This window comes from Niallia circulans NBRC 13626 (assembly GCF_001591585.1).
In the GTDB taxonomy this organism is placed as follows: domain Bacteria; phylum Bacillota; class Bacilli; order Bacillales; family Cytobacillaceae; genus Niallia; species Niallia circulans.
Map to the genome: position 1 here is coordinate 66,195 of NZ_BCVE01000005.1, position 22,360 is coordinate 88,554.

Genomic DNA, 22,360 nt, shown 5'->3' on the forward strand with positions numbered 1-22,360 from the left:
AGAAAGAAAAAGCAGGGCCTTTATAAGACAAAGAAACTACTTTTTCTCATCTTTCAAATGCACAATTGGCATTTGCAGGAATTGGCACGGTGTTTAATATAAATCCGCTGCCGAGACTTCTTCGGGCCTGTCCCTCCGTCTCTCTGGATAAGAAAAATGTTTTATTTAATTTTTGTAAGATTTGATAACAACTATAAAACTAGATAAATAAATTGTCAACTATGTTTTTGCATTTTTTTATTTACAAATATGCTTCCTATAAAAATAAATTATTCTTATAAAACATCCACTTGATAATCGTTTTTATATATAGGATAAGAAACTATTCTTATTACCCATATAATTTCTTTAACTTCGACTTCAATCAATACTCCATCTATTCCTATAACCATTAACAAAAAAATATTCTGATATAACAAATAAATACAATTAAACTTATCGGAATAATTTTTATAAAAAAGTGTAATTTCTCGATTTATGCTTATTATTTGGATTACACTGCGGAAAGTCTTATTTATCTGTTTTTTAGCATCGCAAATTTAGGCTGCTGTCTTTTCTTCCATTTGTACTGTTTTGGCACGTGATCCGGGAATTATGTTAAATAAAATATTTAAGATAATTGCAGTTAGCCCACCTGCAACAATACCGCTTTGGAAGAGGATGCGGATGCTTTCTGGAAATTTCATAAAGATATCTGGAACAACGGTTACACCAAGCCCCATTCCAATCGAGCAAGCAAGAATGAGTAAGTTTCCTTGGTTATTAAAATCCACCTGTCCTAGCATTTTAATACCATAGGACACAACCATACCAAACATTGCAAGCGAAGCGCCCCCAAGTACAGCTGTTGGAATCAATGTTGTAATGGCTGCAATCTTAGGAATAAAGCCTAAAATAACTAAAATTGTTCCTGCTGCATAAATGACATTCTTTGTTTTTACACCTGTTAATTGAACTAAACCAACATTTTGTGAATAAGCTGTGTAAGGGAAGGAATTGAAAATCCCGCCAATTACAGAAGCTATCCCTTCTGCTCGATATCCGTTTGCTAAATCTTTTTCTGAAACCTTTTTATTAGTTATATCTCCTAATGCTAAATAGACACCTGTTGATTCAATTAAACTCACAATGGCAACAAGAGTCATCGTGATAATGGAAGTGAGATCAAAGGTTGGCATTCCAAAATAAAATGGAGTGATTCCATGTATCCAATCAGCTTCACCCACTTTAGCAAAATCAACCATTCCCATCATTGCAGCAATTAGCGTTCCGATAATAATTCCAATCAGAATAGAAATTGTCTTGATAAATCCAGTTGTAAATTTATTTAGCAATATAATGATAGTAAGTACACCAAAAGCAAGTACGACGTTTTTAATATTACCGAAGTCTGCACTTCCCTGCCCTCCTGCCATATCATTAAATGCTACAGGAATTAAAGTAAGACCAATTATTGTAACAACAGAACCAGTTACGACTGGTGGAAAAAATTTCACAAGCTTGCTAAAGATTGAAGAGATAAGAACAACAATAATACCAGAAACAATAATTGCACCATAAATGGCCGTTATTCCATGCTTACTTCCAATCGCAATCATTGGACCAACTGCAGTGAATGTACAGCCAAGCATAACAGGAAGACCAATTCCAAAAAATTTATTTTTCCAAACCTGCAGCAACGTAGCAACACCACATGTTAATAGATCAATCGATATAAGATAGGTTAATTGTTCAGGTGTTAATTTTAATGCTCCACCAACTATTAAAGGTACTAGCACAGCACCAGCATACATTGCTAGTACATGCTGCAGACCTATAGACCATGTTTTTACTGACATTTTTTCCATTTTAATATCCCCCTGCATAAATGCCATCATGTATTCGCTGTTCGGCAAATGTTACTTTTCCACCCTTTAAAGAGGCAATTCTTGCTAGAGATTCTACTCGATAGCCTTTTGCAATTAAATCATCTGCCCCTTGCTGGAATGACTTTTCGATTAATATCCCAATTCCACTAACAGTTGCACCAGCCTGCTCGACAATATTTGCTAAGCCTAAAGCAGCCTGTCCATTAGCTAAAAAGTCATCAATTACGAGAACATAATCATCTGAATGCATATACTTTTTGGAAACTGTAATTTCATTTGACTCTTGTTTTGTAAATGAATAAACTGTTGCTGTATATAAATCGCTTGTTAAAGTAAGGGATTTTCTTTTTCTTGCAAAAATAACCGGAACATCTAATGCTAGACCTGCCATTATAGCTGGTGCGATACCAGATGACTCTATTGTTAAGATTCTTGTAATCCCAGCATCTTTAAACAATCTAGCAAATTCCAGGCCAATTTCCTTCATCAGCTGAGGGTCCATTTGGTGATTAATGAATGAATCTACTTTTAAAACATGATCACTTAACACAATACCTTCTTCTTCAATTTTCTTCTTCAATAACTCCATTAACTAGACTCTCTCCTTTTTTGAAGGATAGCTAATAACAATAAATGCTCGAACTATCCTTACATAATACAAAAAAACACAGCTGCTACTCTATGAGTAAGCGGCTGTGTTTTTAAAGCAAAAATAGACTGCCCTATTTATGTATAGATCAGTATATCTCCATTTTATACGCTTACCCGTAGTCAGATGATTAACGGTCATCTGGTAGAAACTTGCAGGCCATATTCCTGCTATTATACGAGTGTATATATCGATTGATTATTTGACAACATAATGGATTATAACGGATTTTCTCGGAAATGAAAACTAAATTTTTTTAAAAGGAGAAAGTTTCCAGCTTAGCGATTGAATAGTTAATGGATAATAACCTCTAAAAAAGACTAATTCTCTAGCTTATTAGAATAGTCATTTATCTTTTTAGCCATCTTTAAAACTTCTTCCATAAAGATGGCTGTATGTTCAATGGAATCTGCTTGTTTTTCCCGATAGCTGCAATTTTTCCCATCGATTCGGCTTTAAGTTTTTTAGGCTGAATTGTCTCTCTCAACGATTCACCAGGCTGTAAGGGCTGATTTGATTTGATATGTAAATTAATAATCTCTTCAGGAAAAGAAGCGATAAATTTTCTTTAACACTAATGGCTATCGAAAGATTTGCTGGTATTGCCGCTTCTTTAATAATTGGCACAATGGGAATAATCTCTTCTAAAGATTCAACATGTTTAATCACTGATGCTGCACTCCAATCTGTCAAAATCACTTTACTATAACAGCAGACATCTTCCATATATTCACAATTTTTTAATTTTCGCTTCTATATTCCCCTTTGTTAGGAATTAAAATGATATAATGATCGTAGTTCTCTTCTTATTATTCATATAAAGAAGTGAATAATAACCTAATTATGATGTGGTGATTGTCCTGTTTAAAATACTTTTAATCGAAGATGATCAAACTTTGTTCCGGGCAATAAAGGAACGTTTAGAGCAATGGTCTTACGATGCGATTGGGATTCATGATTTTAATAAAGTGATGCAAGAGTTTACAGAAAAGAAACCCGATTTAGTTATTATCGATATTCAGCTTCCTAAATATGATGGGTTTCATTGGTGTCGAATGATTAGAAGCCACTCCAATGTACCAATTATTTTCCTATCTTCTCGTGATCATCCAACCGACATGGTGATGTCGATGCAGCTAGGAGCCGATGACTTTGTACAAAAGCCATTTCACTTTGAAGTCTTAATTGCAAAAATACAGGCAACCTTGCGGAGGGTTTATAATTACAACATCGAGCAATCTTCTCTGAAAACTTGGTGTGGTGCCACCATTGATTTTGAGAAAAATACAGTGACCTCTGTCAATGGGGAAATCGAGCTATCGAAAAATGAAATGTTCATTTTAAAAATATTATTAGACAAAAAAAATAAAATCGTATCAAGAGATGATCTTATCAATGAACTATGGAACGATAAACGCTTTGTTAGTGACAATACGCTAACAGTAAACGTAAATCGTTTGCGAAAAAAACTAGATGAACTTTCTCTCGGAAGCAATATAGAAACAAAAGTCGGACAAGGCTACATGGCTATTGAAGAGGATACATTATGATCAGACAATTTCTAATAGAAAAAAGAAGCTGGATTCTCTTTATTCTTTTTTTACAGCTGTTTCAATTATTTATGGCCATTATTGATGAGACAATTTCTTTTTATTCAATGATATATGTTAGCTTTATTAGCATCTTATTGTTTCTGATTTTCTGCTTTATCCGCTATCAAAAAGAGACTAAGTTTTATAAAAGCCTTTCTGCTCGAGAAGATGATTTAGACCTAACATCCTTAGCGCCAGCAAAAACACCTTTTGAAAAAATAATCGCGGATAGCTTTACAACCCAAACTAGCATGTTAAAGACAGAAAGATATCAAAATCTTCAGCAGCTTGAACTAGAGAAGGATGAACTGCTTTCTTGGATTCATGAAGTAAAAACGCCATTAACAGCATTACGTTTACTAATAGATGCTATTGAAAATCAGAAAATGAAGACATCCTTGACATTTGAATGGTTAAGAATTCACCATCTCTTAGACCAACAGCTGTACCAAAAACGTTTTTCATTTATTCAAAATGATCTCTACATAGAAAATGTTGATCTCGAAGTGGTTCTTTTCGAAGAAATAAAAACATTACAGTCATGGTGCATCCAAAAAGGAATCGGTTTTGATATTGAACTGCAGAAAAAGATGATATTAACAGATGGAAAATGGCTTTCGTTTATTATTAGACAGCTATTGAGTAATGCCGTTAAATATAGTAATGAATCAGATATTATCATAAGAAGCTATGGCAATGACGGATATAGCTGTTTAGAAATAACCGATAATGGAATAGGAATAAGCCTGCAAGACTTACCAAGGATCTTTGAAAAAGGCTTTACTTCCACCTCCAAGCATCAAAATAATTTTGCTACAGGAATGGGGTTATATTTATCCAAGAAAATTGCAGATGTACTCAAAATCAATATTGCTGTCCATTCCAAATTAAATAGAGGTACCACCTTCATCCTTACTTTTCCAAAGAACAATGAATTTAATCAAATTCATAACTAAACATGCTGACTTCGAGGCATCGTGACAATAATGTCACATGCTTCTTTTATTTGTTCGTCAAATCGAGGGATTGGAGGAAATTCTTTTTGTATACTTAATCTATCATTTAAAGGAGTGTGGAGTATGGATATCTTAATTGCTTCAAAGGTCCATAAAAGTTATGGCAATAAAACAAATCGTCAAGAAGTGCTGAAGGGCGTAAATTTAAACGTCCAAAAAGGCGAATTTGTCAGTATTATGGGGGCCTCTGGTTCAGGGAAAACAACCTTGTTGAACGTACTTTCTTCTATCGATCAAGCCAGTGGAGGAACTATTCGAATCGTAGAGAAGGAAATTACCCGTCTTAAAGAAAAGCAGTTAGCAGAATTCCGAAAAAATCACTTAGGATTTATCTTTCAAGATTATAATTTACTCGATACTTTAACCGTTAAAGAAAATATTCTTTTACCATTATCGATTACAAAAACACCAAAAAAAGAGGCGCATCAGCGTTTTGATACTTTAGCGAAAGAATTAGGTATTTACGAAATAAAAGATAAGTATCCAAATGAAATATCAGGTGGTCAAAAGCAAAGAACATCTGCAGCCAGAGCTTTCATTCATGAACCAAGTATTATATTTGCAGATGAACCAACCGGGGCTCTTGATTCTAAGTCTGCCTCTGATTTATTAAATAAATTGAGTCATCTAAACCAAACAAGAAGCGCAACCATCCTTATGGTAACCCATGACCCAGTCGCTGCAAGCTATTGTAATCGAGTTGTTTTTATTAAAGATGGGCAAATTTATACACAGCTTTATAAAGGAGACCAGGATAGACAGCGCTTTTTCCAAGATATTATCAAAACACAGGGAATTTTGGGTGGTGTGCAAAATGACCTTAAGTAATCTTGTAATTCGTAATCTCAAAAAAAATATAAAATACTATTATCTTTATATTTTTGCCTTAGTATTCAGCGTGTCCCTTTATTTTTCCTTTGTAACCTTACAATATGACCCATCGATGGACGTGGTAGAAAATTCAGTCAAAGGCGGCGCTGCTATTAAAGCGGCCTCTGTTCTTTTAATAGCAATTGTTGCGATTTTTCTACTCTATGCCAATACGATTTTTATCAAGCGCCGCGGAAAAGAAATTGGACTTTTCCAATTGATTGGGATGACCAAAAGCAAAATTTTCCGTTTGTTAACACTGGAAAATTTTATTTTATATTTTCTATCTATTGTAATCGGTATTTTTATTGGCGTTTCTTTTTCTAAGATAACCATCATGATTCTATTCAAAGTAACCGGGGTCCAAGCTATTGCGAAACTTCACTTTTCGCCAGAGGCTCTCGTCCAAACAGTCATTGTTTTTTGCGCCATATATGTTCTCATTATGTTAATGAACTATATTTTCATTAAGCGCCAAACGATTCTTTCCTTATTCCGTGTTGCGTCTTCAACAGAAGCACGAGTTAAGAAAATGTCTGTATGGGAAATGATTATCGGTGTTACAGGAATTATTTTTATCATAAGCGGCTACTACATCTCGTCCCAGCTTTTTAATGGCGACTTTCAATCCATGAATGAATTGTTTTTCGCTATGATTTCTATTCTCGCTCTAGTCATAATCGGGACATATCTCTTTTATAAAGGATCTGTCAGCTTTTTGTTTAACCTTATTCGTAAAGGGAAAAATGGCTACATTAATATTAATCAAGTACTTTCCCTGTCTAGTATTATGTTTCGGATGAAATCAAATGCTATTTTATTAACAATTATAACAACCGTTTCTGCGCTCGCATTAGGCTTTCTTTGTTTAAGCTATATATCTTACTACTCTGCAGAAAAAAATGCAAAACAAAATGTTCCAGCCGATTTCGCTTTTGACAATGTCCAGGATGCAGAAGCTTTTACAAGCCGACTGGAAGAACAAAAAATTGCTTATAAGGAAGAAAAAATTCCTGTTATTCAGACCATCTTTGATATAAAGGGAGTCCTCGATAATATTCCAGATGGATTCACACAAGATACCAGCGAGATGCAGATGCCTGTTATTAGTGAAGACTATGTAGAAGGTGTTCATCTATCTAAAGAGGAAGTACTTTTTGATGGATATAGTTCTACCTTAGAAAAGTTTATCAAATTAAAATCTACGGGCTCAATTACCATGGAGTTAAACGGTCAGTCCGTCCCATTAAATTATTTAGGAATGAAGGAAATGAACATTCTTCCTTATAACTTTTCTAACGGCGGACTAATGACCGTAATCGTCGACTCTTCTGTCTTTGATTTAGTACAAAAGAATATGGATAAAAGCCTTCAGTCTCCTTCTTCACTTTATATTGGGATCAATATTAATAAGAATCAAGAAATTGTAGAAGCTGATAAAATTTATCAAAAACTAACTTTTGAAAGTCAGGAAACTTTATCACGTTATGAGACAAGCCAGTCTCAAAAAGAATTTATGGGATTAGCGATGTTTATTGTCGGTTTTCTTGGGCTCACTTTCCTTATCACATCAGGGTGTATTCTTTACTTTAAACAGATGGATGAAGGAGAAGAAGAAAAGTATAACTATACCATTCTTCGTAAGCTAGGCTATACACAGAATGATTTAATAAACGGCATTAAATCAAAACAACTATTTAACTTTGGGATTCCGTTACTTATTGGCCTGCTTCATAGTTATTTCGCTGTCAAATCTGGCTGGTTCTTCTTTGGATCGGAATTATGGGCACCAATGTTCATTGTAATGGGGCTATATGCATTGCTGTATTCCATCTTTGGAATTCTCTCCGTTATTTATTATAAGAAAATCATTAGCGAGGCATTGTAAAGGTGCATCACCGCTTATCAGTCAAATAAAAAAGGGAATCAGACAAACAATAGCCTGATTCCCTTTTTTTAGTTTGCTTCTTGGTTCCAGCCAAAAAGTTCATCATCTCGCTGTTCGGATTCTAAAATGGCATGATGAAAGGCTTTAAAATCAATTGGCTGATCTTTTTTCTCCGTAATCGCCTTAATATATTCACCAATCTTCACCTTATTCTCCGGTGAAACTTGCCCAAATGGAATTTCTGCCGATCTGCCATAGTAAACATCAGCTGTTTTCGTCGCTAACCTTACTTTCTTGCTATTAATTAAATAACGGGAATTAGGAATCGTATAAACAGTCTCCCAATCACTTTCTGTTTCCAACTGAATTTTTGAGAGATGTTCTCCTGCAACTGAAATTAGGATTACATCAGGCTGTAAGTATTCAATAAGATCATGCCATAATTTCACGCCTTCTGCTTGAAGGTCTTTCTTTGCTTCTTTGCTTAAACTATCCCAGGTAGGATTAGTTGCAAGCGGTGAGCAAATATCTGTATGCAATGCCGTATTTTCTTTGTTACCATAAAAGCTTGCATTCATTCCATTCAATAACGGTTCAAAAGAAGGCTCATACCATGCTTTATATGGGTCTTTTTCAAAATACTGGTCAAGTGCAGTAATGTACTGTTGATTGAATTGATAGTGATGGTCTCGTTTCATCGATTGAAACCTTTGGAAAGGGTCAGGGTCAGGGAAATCACGTCTAGACGGATTTAGACCTACAGTAATGATGCGGATAGGGGATTCAAAATATTTCTTACTATTACCAAAATACATAATTGGCATCGAGGGCTTTACAATATATGTCCTCTCTTTCTTACTTTCATACATTTCCCAATACTTTTTAATTAGTTCGGTTTGTACTGCCTGTTGAATAACAATAAAAATCATCCTTTCAATTTAGTAAAAAATAATAGCAAGTCCACTAAAAAGGGACTTCCTTCCTCTCTATTATATATTATCCTTAGGCTATTGGTAAAGAATACGTCATCTTTTATAAAAAATCTTTTTAAAGGATTCCGTAACAAAATATAACTATTAGAAAGGGAAGAGAAAACACTTTCTAATAGTTATATCCTTCTTCTCTTGAGATTTTAATTACTTACTGCCTACCTTGGATAATCGCTTAAATACCTGCTCCTTTTTCTTGAAAATCCTTTCCATAACCATTGCTACTAAATTTTCTTTCGTCATTAAAACTTTGCTTCCATTTTTTTGACTACTTTCTAATGGATAGTATCTCTCCCATCGTTCCACCATTTCCTCTAAGCTACATCCGCTTACTGGTTTCACTGGTGGTTGGAGCTGAATATCTGCTAGCTTCTGATCTAACGGAACAGTGGAGGGTGTTACTGTGTTTATATATATATGCTCTAATTGATTCTTATTAAGAAAATCAATAAAGTGGTCAAAATTCCTACCTTGTACTTTAACAGGAGACTGAAAATCGCTTTTCTCTATTATTTCTAATAAACTAGTCTTACCCGTTATTTTATTTGCCATTAGATTGGTTAATTGATGGTATTCTGCTAATTCTCTCATTCGGGCATCCTTCGGAATAATTAAACTAGGTGTGCCCGCAATGGTAGCTGCAATATTTCCATGGAGACGGGCACCAAAGCTTAAATCAGCATCTTTCATAAACTCTAACCATGTGGGTACATTTAAAAAGAATCGAACTCTATTATTCATATATACAGGGTCTGACATTTTTATTGGATATTTTTTGCTTATTTCTGCAATGGAGGGTGCTCCTAAATACGTTAATTTCAATTCTTTTAACCATTGAGGAATAAAATAGTGATTCGGATATTCGGCCATACCTCTAGCGATGAAGTCTAATACTTTCTTTTGGGAACGACGGGAGGAGTTAACGCAGATTTTTGACTCCTTCGTTACGCGCGTATTCCGTATAGATAATTCTCTACCAAACGTATACATCGATGGACAGCCAATTACTACATGATCTATTCCTTCACGAAATCCTAAACGAGTTAAATATTTTGCCGTAATTTCTCCTCGAACTCCAATGATAGAAGATTTTTTTAATACGGCCTTAACAAAATTCTTTACATCTTTATCAAAGGGAAATCCTTCGTTTAACTTTGGTTCAAAGGGAGCCCTTAAGCCAACGCCAATGACGACAACGGGAATTTTCAATTTATTAATCAGCTTCGTATATCTTCGTAAAGATGGAATAAATTCATTTCGAAAGGCATCTGCTAAGGGGATGATATAGCAATCATAATTCTCGTTTATTTCATCTGCTCTATCTGGGCCATATGTATAATAATCTGGTGTAATAATTGTATCTTTAGTCATCAATGTCCGAAATACACTGTATTGATAGATTAGATTTCCGATATTCCCACCAAATGTATTGTCCATTATCATTTTTGCTGCATCAAAAGGTTCTAAAGGTGACATACCTGCTCTTATTAATATTTTTTTCATCATGCTTCTTCCCTATCATGTTTTTTTCAACACTTTTTCTTGATTTAACCTTAGTCTTCATGAAATCAGCTTTTTTCATATTTTTGACAGGATGAATAGCTTTTAAACCTAATACTTATACATAATCCACTGCTGCTAGAATGATAAAAAAGCACCTTTATGGAGCTTGGTGCTTTTTTACATTTTTATATAAGCAAGCGATTCAGGGAAGATTAGCCTTATTCCTTGCCCCTTTTTTATAAGAGAAAAGTGCATGCTTCCTTTCATTCTCCATTAATTAAATACGTTTGCTGCTTTTAAGACTAGTTTGACAGATTTTCGATTTAATTGCCCTTCTAGCTTTTTAATTTTCTTTTTCAACTCCATGATTTGTGGAGCTTCTCCTGAATGGAAATTATGCCATCTTGCAACTGCTTCTTCTATACTGCATACACTTATTGGCACTTCTATTGGCTTTAATTGTACATCCGTCAATCTTTCTTCTAATGGTATTCGTTCAGGATGATTTGTGTCTTTATAAATATGATCTATTTTATTTTTATTTAAGAAATCAATATAATGATCGAAATTTTCACCTTGTCGCTTTGCAGGCTGTTGGAAGTCTACCTGCTCAATCAAATCCGATAATCTTGTTTTCTCATTAATTTCCTTTGCCATTACATATGTAAGTTGATGGTATTCTGCCAATTCTCTCATCCGAGCATCTTTTGGAATAATAATACTCGGTGTTCCAGAGATTGTTGCTGTTATGTTTCCATGTAATCTTGCTCCGAAGCTCAAATCTGCTTGGCTTATAAAATCAAACCAAGTTGGAGCATTCAGAGGGAAACGAACTCTATTATTCTTATAGGCTTGATCAGAAATTTTCACCGGATAGTTTGTGCTGTCTTTTGCTATTGCAGGCGCACCTAAATACACTAATTTTAATTCTTTAAGCCACTGTGGAATAAAATAATAATTCGGAAACTCTTCCATCCCTCTTGTAATGAAATCAAGGACATTTTTTGGAGAGATTCGAGAGGAATTCACACAGACCATTGACTCTTTCGTTATAGTTGTTTCTCGAATGTTCAATTCTCGACCAAAGGTATACATGGAAGGACAGCCAATAACTGTATGGTCTACTCCTTCTTTAAACCCTAATCCAGTTAAATATTTTGATGTAATTTCACCACGTAACCCAATGATTGTTGACTTTTCTAAAACAGCCTTAATGAATGCTCTTACATCCTCATCGAATGGAAAACCTTCATTTAATTTTGGCTCAAAAGGAGCACGCAGTCCTACTCCAATGACATAGACTGGAATCTTTAATCTTTTGATTAACTCTGTGTATTTTCGTAAAGTCGGTACAAATTCCTTTCGAAATGCATCTGCCAAGGGAATGACATAACAATCATACTCTTCATTGATTTCATCTGCTCTTGATGGATCATAATCATAGTAATCTGGCGTAATGTTTGTATCCTCCGTCATTAATGTACGGTAAACACTATATTGGTAAATTAGGTTTCCAACATTTCCTCCAATCGAATTGTTGTTTAGTATGTATGATGCATCAAAAATATCAAGTGGTGACATCCCTGATCTAATCAATATATTCTTCATTTTCCTAACCCTTTCTGTAACCACAAATTAAAAAATATGGAATTTAATTATGAGCCTATCATAAAAATTCTATATTTCTGATTCAACTGAAAGCCCTGTTTTACTCCAAAAATTTGTATTGCCACATCTTACAATGACTACTAACCTATTCAAGTTAAATATCTAATATCATCATTGGCACTTTTTTAAATTCTATACAGCAGTAACATTAATAAATGAATAATAATAATGAATCATTATCAAAATACTAGGTTCTTTTGTTAAAAATCAAAAGAAATAATACTAACCGATTATTTCTTACCCTTTCCTATGCCTAACAAAACTTTACAATATAGTCCAAACAAAAAAGAATCTGATTAGAAAAGAAACATTTTTTCACTTAAGGTTAAAGTAGTTGCTCTTCCCTGCAGTTGAAATATATCTTTTCTTCATTAGATTCTTTAGTCAAAACGGATCTTTATATTAAATCAGCGAACTCTCTTGCAATTCTTTCTATAGCTTCTTTTATAATCGGTCTTGGGGAAGGAATACAAATTCGTTGATGATTAATTCCTTCTTCTCCAAACATACTGCCATCTTCTAGTAAAACATTGGCTCTATGATAAATACGCTCATGTACTTCTTCTGGTGTTATTCCATATCCGCTGAAGTCCATCCACATGATATAGGTTCCTTCTGGTATTGTCACTTTCACTTTTGGCATATGTTCATCGATGTAGGCTTTTACCCATTCCATGGTTCCGTCAATATATTCCTTCAATTCCTCCAGCCATTCTTCTCCTTCCTTATAAACCGCAATAAGCGCAGAAATTGTAAAAGGAGATGCCAATTGGTGACCCATTTCCTTATTAAACGCATTGCGCAGCTTCACATTTGGAATGATTAAATTAGTGCAGTGAAGTCCTGCCACATTAAAAGTTTTATTAATTGCCGTACATGTAATCAAATGATCCTGATTATCTGCAACCATCGCAATTGGAGTAAATTTCTGTGTACGTCTAATTAAATCACCATGAATTTCATCTGCAATAATTAACACATTATGTTTTACACAAATCTCATTTAAACGACTTAGTTCTTCTACTGTAAAAATGCGACCAGTTGGATTATGGGGGTTACAAAGAATAAACAGCTTCGTTGATTCTTCCTTTGCTTTCTCTTCAAAATCAGCAAAATCGATGGTATAATACCCTTCTTCGTCTTGAAGTAACGCATTATTCCGAACCACTCTGCCATTTCCTTCAATTGCCGAAGTAAACGGCGGATAAACTGGGCGTTGAATAATTACACCATCGCCAGCTTCTGTAAAAGCACGCACTGCCATATTAATTGCATGAACTGTTCCTGGACTATAGACAATAGATTCTCTATCTATCTCCCAATTATGTCTTTTTTTAAACCAATGCTGAATTGCTTCATAGTACTCATCAGGAAAAATAGAATAGCCATATATGCGATTATCAACCGTTTTATGTAATGCATCTACTAATGCTTGTGGTACAGGCAAATCCATATCTGCTGTAAATAAGGGGATTGTCTCTTCATCATATCGCTCTGTAAGTCCCATCTCCTTAATAATTTTTCCACCGTCCCATTTAATCGAATAAGTATTTCGTCGATTTACCACTTCATCAAAGTTATTAATCACTACATCCACCATCCTTTTGCTATTTTGAAGTCATTATAACATGGAGCGTTAGAAAAAAACTCGACTGGAATCTTTAACATCTACAGTTTTCCCTTTTCAGTCAAACTTACTTCCTTTATCTAAATAAACCCCCACTAATTTTGCGGAGGTTTACATCTGCTTTTATTATCCTTGAGAAACTGTACCAAGTAATGTATCTTGTGTAGCTGCCGGAAAGACGATGATTGCCTTTGTTCCTTTGTTTAATTCGCTTTGGAAGCTCAAACTGCCATTATGACTTTCAATGATTTTGAAACAGGTCATTAAACCAAGACCAGTCCCTTTTTCCTTCGTTGTAAAAAATGGTTCACCTAATGTTCCTAATCTCTCGTCCGGAATACCTACTCCCTGATCCATAATTTCTATCGAAATATTACCATCCTGGAGAGACGTACCCTTAATAGAAATATATCCACCCTGTGGCATAGCTTCTATAGCATTTTGCAGCAAGTTAATAAATACTTGTTTTAGGCGCTTTTCCTCACATAAAATCATTGGAATATCCCATTCATATACTTCTTTAATCTGAATATTATGTAAGCTTAATTGAGTATGTATTAATGTAATAACGTCTTTAATAATATTACGAATATCTTTAACTAAAAAAACATCCGCCGTAGGTTTAGCGAGAAAAAGCAGCTCGCCAACAATGCCATTAATTCTTTCGATTTCTGACAATACAATTTCAAAGTATCTATTTTTAGGATTTTCTGCCTTCGCTAGCTGAATAAATCCTTTAATCGAGGTTAATGGATTTCTAATCTCATGAGCAATTCCTGCAGACATCTCTCCTAAAATCGCTAATTTTTCTGACTTTTGGAGCAAATGCATCGTTTTCTCTTTGCTAGCTGTAATATCTTTTCCAATCGATAATATCACATCTTCCCCATTTAACATTATCGCTAAACAGGACGCCTCATAGAAAAAATCATTTCCAGCCACACGTTTCATTTTGTATTCAATAGGAGAGAGCGGTTTCTTTTTCTCTAAGGCAATATTCAGACGCATTTTCCACCGTTCCATATAATCTGCTGTGACAAACTCTCCAAATGATCGATTAATTAACTCTTGACCGCTAGATGCTCCCATCATTTTAACAGCAGCATGATTGACATAGACTAACTTGTTTTCTCTTAAGGATTGAATAAATATGGATTCTGGTAAGGAATCCATTAGGAGTCGATAGCTTTCTTCACTATCCTTTGCCTTCTTCTCATAGTATTTGGACAGATCATACCTCCAGCCAACAATCCATGCTAAGATCGTAAACAGGAAAAAATCAATATTGAAAAAAGGTTCATGCTTTATAACAAATTGATAAGTAGTAAATAATATAGAGATCGTTACTAACGTAATTTGTCCCCATGTTTTTATTTGCCTATTACGATTCCAAAGCAGCATAGACATTGCCCCTTCAAAGTATAATTTCTATATACGTTCGTCTTAATGAACATCTTTTATCCTATCTTACCATTTTTTAACTAGAAGCGCATTTGCTAATAATAGAATAATTGATTGCTTGTTTTATTATTTTCCATCGTCCAGTATAATCTAATGAAAGGAAACATTAAAGGGGAGGGACACAATGGGAGACTTTTTTAAAATTACCGCAGAGATTGTTAATATTCTTCATGATATTATTATGGATGCTGCTGCCATTCTGGGTTGGCAAGCTTCAGACAAAGATTTACATTTATGGATTATCGGCCTTATTGGGATTATTTCATTCTTTATTGTTCAATTTATTTTTAAACGGTTAGCTGCTTGGAGCATCAAGAGCATTTCTTTTATATATACGTTTACACTCATCCTTGTATTGGTATTTGCAATTGAAATCCAGCAAGGAATTACGGGACGGGGAAATATGGAGTTTGCAGATGCAGTGGCCGGAATTAATGGATTCCTCCTATTTTTCGGAATATATTTAGTTATTACCTTATTGTTTAAAGGAATTAAAAAAATCCTTCGCAAAAAAAACAATCATGTGGACACGAATAATCATTCAAACGAAAATACCAATCTTCCATCTCGCCAATCACGTTATCATAAATAATAGTCTTCATAACTCGTTGGTTACATTTTTGAAGATAAAGGAAGGATACCTATGAATCGCTTGATTGCTTTTAGTAAGAAACATTCTAAAATTAATTATTCTGTTTTACTTGCTATTATTTTTGGCGGGTTCCTCATTTTCGGATTATCAGAGAACGTTAAGGGACCCGCTATCCCTATCATTCAAGCAGATTTTCTTTTAAGTGAGTCACAAATAGGATTTTTGCTTGCTATCAATTCACTTGGCTATTTAATTGCTTGTACCTTTACTGCCGCTTTAGCCAATAAAATTGGCATTAAATGGACTGGTATTGTTGCTTTCGCAGCAATGGCTCTTTCAGGTATTTGTCTTTATTTTTCCGAAAAATATTTCACCCTTTCTTCCTCTTATTTCCTTTTATATATTGGAAATGGAATGCTTGAAATCGGACTGGGGATAATGGCAGCGCGAATTTTCACAAAAAATACTGGATTTATGATGAATCTCGCTCATTTTTTCTATGGATTAAGCTCAATGTTTGCGCCGATTATCGCCTCTTGGATGATGAAATGGACAATAGCTGGCGAGGAATGTACTTCATTGTGCTGCTTTTAGCCCTTCTCCCTATCATCCCTTCTATCTTCGGCAAATTTCCTGAAGAGGAAACTAGTGATGATGAATCAGTGTCATATCGATTTTTACTTCGCGATCCAGCTGCATGGCTTATTGTCATGATACTTTCCTTTGGGGTGGTATCTGAATTGGCTGTCGGAGGCTGGTTAGTAAACTTTTTAATTAAAGCGTATTCATGGAATGTGGAAACAGCTTCAGGTATGTTATCTATGTTTTTTCTATTTTTTATGCTTTCAAGGTTATTCCTTGGCCCACTAACAGATAAAATCGGCTATACACTATCCATCATGATCTTCGCTGCCTTTTCCGGCATTTGCAGTTTTGCTGGCATTATCATTGGCGAAAAAGGTGCGATTCTTTTTGCTATCGCTGGAATAGGAATTGCCCCCATTTACCCAACTGTAATGGCATTACTTGCCAAAAGGTATCCGAAGGGAACGGGTACAGCCATTACCTTTACTGTTACTCTAATGGGAATTGCAAGTGTGTTCGGAAACCTGCTAATTGGAGTCATAATTGATGGGATAAATCGTTTGTTTTATACAAGTAATGGTGTTATTGGACAGCAGGCAGGCTATGGGTTTATCGCATTTTTATCTTTATTATGCTCCATTTGCTGCATCATTTTATATTATTATTTACGTAAAAAGCAGGAAATTATTTAATCCTTAGATAAATAGATTTTATCGATATTGTTGTCAAGATAAGCAGTAAAAAAAGGATGCAGCATCCAATATAAAAGAGCGCATTGGGATAATACTTCCATTGGTAGAAGTAATAAATAGATATTCCTATTAACACTATAAGAAATAATTCAAAAAGAAATGCAGTAATCATAAAAACAAAATAAGGATAAATAATTCCTTTATGATTGACATTAGTCAAAGTTATGCCGTCCCAAAAACGATCAGCTAGTCTAGCAAAACGCATATAATCCTCTCCTTCAAAAAAGATATATATTAATCTATGAATATCGTTTGAAAGTCATGCCATACTTTTTGACGAGAAGGATTTGAAGAGTGGCTGGTACAAAACAAAATATATAATAGATAAAAATAACAATTTCTAATTTAGTGGTGAAACCAATTCGTTCCATTACACTACAGACACACGATACCTCGAGGAACAACCAAAGCCTCCTCGGCTAAAGTCAACTGCACCTCCAATTGTAGATAGTGCCTAACACTTGGGATGGGGCTTGGCGCTCGCCCCATGGAAAGCAAAGTCTATTCAGGCTGCGGTTGATCACCATAGACCTTTTTTCTTAAAATTAATTAAACCCCGAACAATTATACGAATATTTTTAGTGTGTACGTATAATTATTCGGGGTTATATTTGATTGAAATGTTTATTTAGCCAAACCGATAATCAAAAAGACTGTTGAAACCTATTATCCCTGCTCTTTTCGATAGGTATCTCTGCTTTTATAACCAGCTTGAAGGATCATCAACATTTCTGCTTTTCTTTTTTCTCTCGTTGCTTCTTGTTTTGCACTATAGACATATCTTGCCCATTCCTTTTGATAACCTGGTGTGAGGGATTGGTAAAAGGCTAATAACTCGGGAGTATTTATTAAATCATCTTCGATAGCTTGGATCTTTTCTATATAATCATCAACACGTTGACTCGCTTTGGAGGAAGCGGCCTTTAATGTCCTTTTTTCCTCTTCTTTTAAACCTATCACAGTGAATACTTCATCCAATCCAACCATACGCGCAAATTTTATTGTACTCGTTCCCACATATCCATCTGAATCCGTATCTAGCCCCTTAAACAATTCATCCCGATGAATATAAGTGGGGTAGACTTTATTTCCTTTCTTTGGATATGCTAAAAAGATGTATCCCTTCTTGTTCAGCGAATCTGTTCGTATAATCTTATCAACCGTTTCTCGCATTGCAACCATGTCTAGCACAAAGGCGAATATAGCATCATATTTATCTTGAAGCTCTGTATCATATGCTTCCAATTCTCCAAAGTAATTCAATTCATTTGGTTGATTTAGAATCGCCATTTTTTTGTATTTTTTTAAATTTAATTTATCGACAATTGTTTTTACCATAGGATTCTCCTTCTTATTCATTTAAGTATTTTATTTAAATAGTTTAACAATATACTACTTATCTGTCTTACTCTTTCAAAAATAATAAATACCGATGGAGTTTATTTATTTCTAGCAGGTATATTTTTTTCCAGAAAAAAGATAATAAACAGGATATTAGGCAAAATTAGTTCGATGGCAAGAATCATTCCAATTAGAAACAAGGAAAAGGGAAATTATATGAATGATAGATAATAAATCTTTTCTCTAAGCGGCTTTCTTGCTAATACCTGCAGAAAATCTTAAAATAGACAAAGTATTATTTACTGAACAACGATTGGAAGGAGTTGCTTTTAATGGCACAATCTTTAAAGGGAAAAGTAGCTTTCATTACGGGAGCTGGAAGAGGGATAGGAAAAGCAGTAGCGGTTGCACTAGCAAATGAAGGTGTAAATGTTGGTTTACTTGCTCGTACAGAAGGAGCATTACAAGAAGTAGCCAAAGAAGTGGAAGCACTTGGCGTAAAAGCTGCTTATGCAACAGTTGATGTATCCTCTTTAGAAGAAGTAGAACAAGCAATTTCTACTTTAACAAACGAACTAGGGAAAGCAGATATTTTAATCAATAATGCTGGAATTGGTAAATTCCAATCTCTTTTAGAAATGGACCCAGAAGAATGGAAACAAATCATCGACGTAAACTTAATGGGACCATACTATGTAACAAAGGCAGTTTTACCACAATTAATTGAAAAAAATGGCGGAGATATTATCAATATTTCTTCTACAAATGGCTTAAATGGCGCTGCTACTTCCAGTGCATACAGTGCTTCTAAATTCGGTCTAATCGGAATGACAGAATCATTAGCACAAGAAGTACGCAGAAATAATATTCGTGTTACTTCCTTAACACCAAGTACAGTTGCAACAGAGCTTGCTGTTAAAACAGATTTAATCAAAGGTGATGCAGAGAAATACATGCAGCCAGAAGATATCGCAGAACTGATTGTTTCTCAATTAAAACTGCATCCAAGAATCTATGTAAAAACAGCTACAGTACTAGGAACAAACCCATTCTAATACCATAGATATAATTGGGAAAGGGAATAGTGCCGCTATTAAATATAGCAGCACTATTCCCTTTCTTTCTTATCGGTTATTCATCTCATTTGGGTGTGGACCTTTTCGTCTATTGCGGTTTAGCTCATTAATTTGTTTCATTTCTTCCTCTGTTAATTCAAAATCAAACACATGGAAATTTTCTTCAATGCGAGATGGTGTCACTGATTTCGGAATAACAATCGTATTATTTTGCAAATGCCAACGCAATACTACTTGTGCTGGTGACTTTTCTTTTGTTTCTGCAATTTGTGTGATGACTTCATCCTGAAGAACTTCTCCGCCTTGATCAAGCGGGCTCCAAGCTTCTACAAAAATATCATGCTTTGCGCAAAAGTCCTTTAATTCATTTTGCGCTAAATATGGATGACATTCTACCTGATTCAAAACAGGTTTAACCTCACATTCATTTAAAATGCGCTCTAAATGTTCAATTTCAAAGTTACAAACACCAATAGCCTTCACTCTGCCATCTTTATATAATTTTTCTAGTGCTCTATATGTATCCACATACTCATCAAATTGTGGGGTTGGCCAATGAATCAAATAAAGATCGACGTAATCAAGCCCTAATCTTTCTAAACTTTCATCGAATGCTCTTAGTGTATTCTCATAGCCCTGATCACTGTTCCATACTTTTGTTGTAATAAACAACTCTTCGCGTGGAATAGAAGATTCTTTAATTGCTTTTCCTACACCTGCTTCGTTTTGATATACCATCGCAGTATCAATGGAAGTATAGCCTACTTTAAAAGCAGTGCTGACAGCAACAGCCGCTTCTTCATCTGGAACCTGCCAGACGCCAAACCCTAGTTGAGGCATTTTTAAACCATTATTTAATGTAACAACATTCATCTTTCCACACTCCTTTTTCGAATTCTCTTTTAGTTTAGCGCGAATAGAAATAAATTACAAAAAGTACGATTTCCTTATCCTTTAAAGATTCACAAATTCTCCATATACTTATGAACTTATTTTGAACATTATTATTTTGATAGCTAGTAGTTGAGCATGTTCTTTATGATAGATATTGTGAAATAATGAGCAATATATAGAGAGAGGGGAAAATTTTTATGAAAAGAGCTTCTAGTATAGCATTCGTTCTTCTAGCTATATTTATGCTGATAATAGCAGGTTGTAGCAACAATTCGAATACAGAAGAAAAAGCAAAGTATAAAGCGGGAACATACGAAGGCGTTTCCACTGGCCATGGAGGAGAAATTAAAGCTACAGTAACAGTTTCAAAAGATAAGATTGAGAAAATTGAAATCAGTGCAGATGGAGAAACTGGCAGTATTAGTGATGGGGCAACTACTCAATTAACCAATGATATTATCTCCTCACAAAGTTTAGCAGTGGATGTTGTATCAGGAGCAAGTGAATCTAGTAACGGAATTATTGAAGCTGTTACAAAGGCGTTAGAAAAGTCTGGAGCCGATATGAAAGCCTTAAAAGATGCTGCAAATAAAGTCATTGTAGAAGAACAAAAGCAGGAAGACTTAGATGTTGATGTCGCTATAGTAGGTGCAGGTGGTGCAGGACTTGCAGCAGCCGTGAAGGCTAGCGAAGCTGGTAAGTCTGTTGTCATTTTAGAGCAAATGCCTATCATTGGTGGAAACACAAATAAAGCAACAGGTGGAATGAATGTGGCAGGCACCAAATACCAAGAAGCGGATGGAATTAAAGACGACAAACAAACATGGTTTGACGATACGATGAAAGGCGGCAAAAACTTAAATGATCCAAAACTACTACAAACACTAGTAGATAATGCTCCTGATGCACTGAAATGGCTAAATGATATGGGAGCAGGTTTAACAAAGGTAACATTATCTGGTGGACAAACAAACCCAAGAATTCATCAGCCAGCAGATGGATCACCAGTTGGTCCTGTTATTGTAGAGGTTCTATCCAATAAATTGAAAGAATTAAATACTCCCATTTTATTAAATACTACAGCTGATAATTTAATAAAAAAAGATGGAGCAATTGTAGGAGTAAAAGCTACCGATAAAAATAGGAATTCATTCACGGTTAATGCAAAATCTGTTATTTTAGCAACAGGTGGTTTTGGGGCAAATGCTGAAATGGTTATTAAATACAATAAAGATCTGAAAGGTTTCTCAACAACAAATCATGCAGGAGCAATAGGATTAGGAATTGTTATGGCAGAAAAGGTTGGGGCTGACCTCGTAGATATGGATCAGATACAAATACACCCAACAACCGATCCAGAAACAGGCTATTTATTTACAGAAGGATTACGCGGGGACGGAGCCATTTTAGTAAATAAAGAAGGAAAAAGATTTACCAATGAATTATTGACACGTGATGTTGTTTCGAAAAATATTTTGGCACAGGCAGATAAAGTTGCATATCTCGTCGTAAACCAAGAAATGGCTGATGAAAACGCCTCATTAGCAGGATATATTAAAGATGGCTATGCTACAAAAGGAGAAACAATAGAAGCTTTGGGAAAGACAGCAGGAATAGATAGCAGTACCTTTGCTTCTACTTTAAAAAATTATACAAAATACGTTAAAAATAAAAAAGACGAAGAATTTGACAGAGTCCATCTAACTCAAACGTTAGAACAAGGTCCATACTATATAATTCCCGTAACTCCAGGTATTCATCATACTATGGGTGGATTAAAAATTGATACAAAAACTCATGTTTTAGATAAACAAGGAAATATCATTAAAGGACTGTATGCTGCAGGTGAAGTTACTGGTGGTGTTCATGGTGGAAATAGAATTGGTGGAAATGCTGTTGCTGACATTATCGTATTTGGCCGTATAGCTGGTGAAACCTCTGCAATCGAAATAAAATAACAAAAAAGTGCCTTCTTTCTTTTTAGAATCA

At 34.8% G+C, this 22,360-nt stretch carries 17 protein-coding genes, 1 pseudogene and 2 riboswitches; of the genes and pseudogenes, 8 read left to right on the forward strand and 10 right to left on the reverse strand.

Annotated elements, in window-relative coordinates:
* Positions 1–43 precede the first annotated feature (43 nt).
* A riboswitch (SAM riboswitch) is annotated at positions 44–154 on the reverse strand.
* 385 nt (positions 155–539) lie between these two features.
* From BCI01S_RS07970 to BCI01S_RS07980, 3 genes are all read right to left on the reverse strand, one after another.
* Positions 540–1,847 carry a nucleobase:cation symporter-2 family protein gene (locus BCI01S_RS07970; protein WP_061798058.1) on the reverse strand — a complete coding sequence of 436 codons (1,308 nt, stop codon included), beginning with the start codon at positions 1,845–1,847 and terminating at the stop codon, positions 540–542.
* A gap of 1 nt (position 1,848) precedes the next feature.
* Positions 1,849–2,457: a xanthine phosphoribosyltransferase gene (locus BCI01S_RS07975; protein ID WP_061798060.1), complete on the reverse strand. Its 609-nt coding sequence runs from the start codon at positions 2,455–2,457 to the stop codon at positions 1,849–1,851.
* 159 nt (positions 2,458–2,616) lie between these two features.
* Positions 2,617–2,718: riboswitch (purine riboswitch) on the reverse strand.
* A gap of 282 nt (positions 2,719–3,000) precedes the next feature.
* Positions 3,001–3,186, reverse strand: a complete 186-nt coding sequence (locus tag BCI01S_RS07980; protein ID WP_156485405.1) for a hypothetical protein — start codon at positions 3,184–3,186, stop codon at positions 3,001–3,003.
* Positions 3,187–3,377: 191 nt separating this feature from the next.
* Between BCI01S_RS07980 and BCI01S_RS07985 the strand changes: the two genes are divergently transcribed.
* The 4 genes from BCI01S_RS07985 (at position 3,378) to BCI01S_RS08000 (ending at position 7,883) form a co-directional block, all read left to right on the forward strand.
* The gene (locus BCI01S_RS07985; protein ID WP_061798259.1) at positions 3,378–4,067 is read left to right on the forward strand and encodes a response regulator transcription factor; all 690 of its coding nucleotides are present in this window, start codon (positions 3,378–3,380) and stop codon (positions 4,065–4,067) included.
* Positions 4,064–5,065: a sensor histidine kinase gene (locus tag BCI01S_RS07990; RefSeq protein WP_061798064.1), complete on the forward strand. Its 1,002-nt coding sequence runs from the start codon at positions 4,064–4,066 to the stop codon at positions 5,063–5,065. Before BCI01S_RS07985 ends, BCI01S_RS07990 begins: the two co-directional genes overlap by 4 nt.
* 123 nt (positions 5,066–5,188) lie before the next feature.
* The gene (locus tag BCI01S_RS07995) at positions 5,189–5,953 is read left to right on the forward strand and encodes an ABC transporter ATP-binding protein (RefSeq protein ID WP_061798068.1); all 765 of its coding nucleotides are present in this window, start codon (positions 5,189–5,191) and stop codon (positions 5,951–5,953) included.
* Entirely contained in the window at positions 5,940–7,883 is a 1,944-nt protein-coding gene (locus BCI01S_RS08000; protein ID WP_061798070.1) for an FtsX-like permease family protein, read from the forward strand. Before BCI01S_RS07995 ends, BCI01S_RS08000 begins: the two co-directional genes overlap by 14 nt.
* Positions 7,884–7,951: 68 nt before the next feature.
* Here BCI01S_RS08000 and BCI01S_RS08005 read toward each other — a convergent pair whose 3' ends face one another.
* The 5 genes from BCI01S_RS08005 to BCI01S_RS08025 form a co-directional block, all read right to left on the reverse strand.
* The gene (locus BCI01S_RS08005) at positions 7,952–8,812 is read right to left on the reverse strand and encodes a hypothetical protein (RefSeq protein ID WP_047943625.1); all 861 of its coding nucleotides are present in this window, start codon (positions 8,810–8,812) and stop codon (positions 7,952–7,954) included.
* 207 nt (positions 8,813–9,019) lie between these two features.
* The gene (locus tag BCI01S_RS08010; RefSeq protein ID WP_061798072.1) at positions 9,020–10,375 is read right to left on the reverse strand and encodes a polysaccharide pyruvyl transferase family protein; all 1,356 of its coding nucleotides are present in this window, start codon (positions 10,373–10,375) and stop codon (positions 9,020–9,022) included.
* A gap of 273 nt (positions 10,376–10,648) precedes the next feature.
* A complete protein-coding gene (locus BCI01S_RS08015; protein WP_061798074.1) occupies positions 10,649–11,983 on the reverse strand; it encodes a polysaccharide pyruvyl transferase family protein in 1,335 nt (444 codons plus the stop codon).
* A gap of 457 nt (positions 11,984–12,440) precedes the next feature.
* Positions 12,441–13,631 (reverse strand): MalY/PatB family protein, encoded by a 1,191-nt coding sequence (locus BCI01S_RS08020; RefSeq protein ID WP_095258414.1) that lies wholly within the window; start codon positions 13,629–13,631, stop codon positions 12,441–12,443.
* A gap of 165 nt (positions 13,632–13,796) precedes the next feature.
* Positions 13,797–15,071, reverse strand: a complete 1,275-nt coding sequence (locus tag BCI01S_RS08025; protein WP_061798076.1) for an ATP-binding protein — start codon at positions 15,069–15,071, stop codon at positions 13,797–13,799.
* Between the two features lie 184 nt (positions 15,072–15,255).
* On the opposite strand from BCI01S_RS08025, the gene BCI01S_RS08030 reads away from it, so the two are divergent.
* Both BCI01S_RS08030 and BCI01S_RS08035 read left to right on the forward strand, forming a co-directional pair.
* A complete protein-coding gene (locus BCI01S_RS08030) occupies positions 15,256–15,723 on the forward strand; it encodes a hypothetical protein (protein WP_047943620.1) in 468 nt (155 codons plus the stop codon).
* A 51-nt stretch (positions 15,724–15,774) separates the two neighbouring features.
* A pseudogene (locus BCI01S_RS08035) lies at positions 15,775–17,000 on the forward strand (MFS transporter).
* A gap of 726 nt (positions 17,001–17,726) precedes the next feature.
* Here BCI01S_RS08035 and BCI01S_RS08045 read toward each other — a convergent pair.
* A complete protein-coding gene (locus BCI01S_RS08045; protein WP_047943871.1) occupies positions 17,727–18,398 on the reverse strand; it encodes a YdeI/OmpD-associated family protein in 672 nt (223 codons plus the stop codon).
* Positions 18,399–18,733: 335 nt separating this feature from the next.
* Between BCI01S_RS08045 and BCI01S_RS08050 the strand changes: the two genes are divergently transcribed.
* Complete coding sequence (locus tag BCI01S_RS08050; protein WP_047943870.1) at positions 18,734–19,456, forward strand: 3-ketoacyl-ACP reductase; 723 nt, start codon at positions 18,734–18,736, stop codon at positions 19,454–19,456.
* Between the two features lie 69 nt (positions 19,457–19,525).
* On the opposite strand, the gene BCI01S_RS08055 is transcribed toward BCI01S_RS08050, so the two are convergent.
* Positions 19,526–20,350, reverse strand: a complete 825-nt coding sequence (locus BCI01S_RS08055; protein WP_047943869.1) for an aldo/keto reductase — start codon at positions 20,348–20,350, stop codon at positions 19,526–19,528.
* 218 nt (positions 20,351–20,568) lie between these two features.
* Between BCI01S_RS08055 and BCI01S_RS08060 the strand changes: the two genes are divergently transcribed.
* Entirely contained in the window at positions 20,569–22,329 is a 1,761-nt protein-coding gene (locus BCI01S_RS08060; protein WP_061798078.1) for a flavocytochrome c, read from the forward strand.
* Positions 22,330–22,360: the final 31 nt, after the last annotated feature.

Bases quoted from the DNA above. Each gene is read 5' to 3' on its own strand.
- BCI01S_RS07970 (WP_061798058.1), bottom strand. From the start codon at position 1,847: ATGGAAAAAATGTCAGTAAAAACATGGTCTATAGGTCTGCAGCATGTA.
- BCI01S_RS07975 (WP_061798060.1), bottom strand. From the start codon at position 2,457: ATGGAGTTATTGAAGAAGAAAATTGAAGAAGAAGGTATTGTGTTAAGT.
- BCI01S_RS07990 (WP_061798064.1), top strand. From the start codon at position 4,064: ATGATCAGACAATTTCTAATAGAAAAAAGAAGCTGGATTCTCTTTATT.
- BCI01S_RS07995 (WP_061798068.1), top strand. From the start codon at position 5,189: ATGGATATCTTAATTGCTTCAAAGGTCCATAAAAGTTATGGCAATAAA.
- BCI01S_RS08000 (WP_061798070.1), top strand. From the start codon at position 5,940: ATGACCTTAAGTAATCTTGTAATTCGTAATCTCAAAAAAAATATAAAA.
- BCI01S_RS08005 (WP_047943625.1), bottom strand. From the start codon at position 8,812: ATGATTTTTATTGTTATTCAACAGGCAGTACAAACCGAACTAATTAAA.
- BCI01S_RS08010 (WP_061798072.1), bottom strand. From the start codon at position 10,375: ATGAAAAAAATATTAATAAGAGCAGGTATGTCACCTTTAGAACCTTTT.
- BCI01S_RS08015 (WP_061798074.1), bottom strand. From the start codon at position 11,983: ATGAAGAATATATTGATTAGATCAGGGATGTCACCACTTGATATTTTT.
- BCI01S_RS08025 (WP_061798076.1), bottom strand. From the start codon at position 15,071: ATGCTGCTTTGGAATCGTAATAGGCAAATAAAAACATGGGGACAAATT.
- BCI01S_RS08030 (WP_047943620.1), top strand. From the start codon at position 15,256: ATGGGAGACTTTTTTAAAATTACCGCAGAGATTGTTAATATTCTTCAT.
- BCI01S_RS08045 (WP_047943871.1), bottom strand. From the start codon at position 18,398: ATGGTAAAAACAATTGTCGATAAATTAAATTTAAAAAAATACAAAAAA.
- BCI01S_RS08050 (WP_047943870.1), top strand. From the start codon at position 18,734: ATGGCACAATCTTTAAAGGGAAAAGTAGCTTTCATTACGGGAGCTGGA.
- BCI01S_RS08055 (WP_047943869.1), bottom strand. From the start codon at position 20,350: ATGAATGTTGTTACATTAAATAATGGTTTAAAAATGCCTCAACTAGGG.
- BCI01S_RS08060 (WP_061798078.1), top strand. From the start codon at position 20,569: ATGAAAAGAGCTTCTAGTATAGCATTCGTTCTTCTAGCTATATTTATG.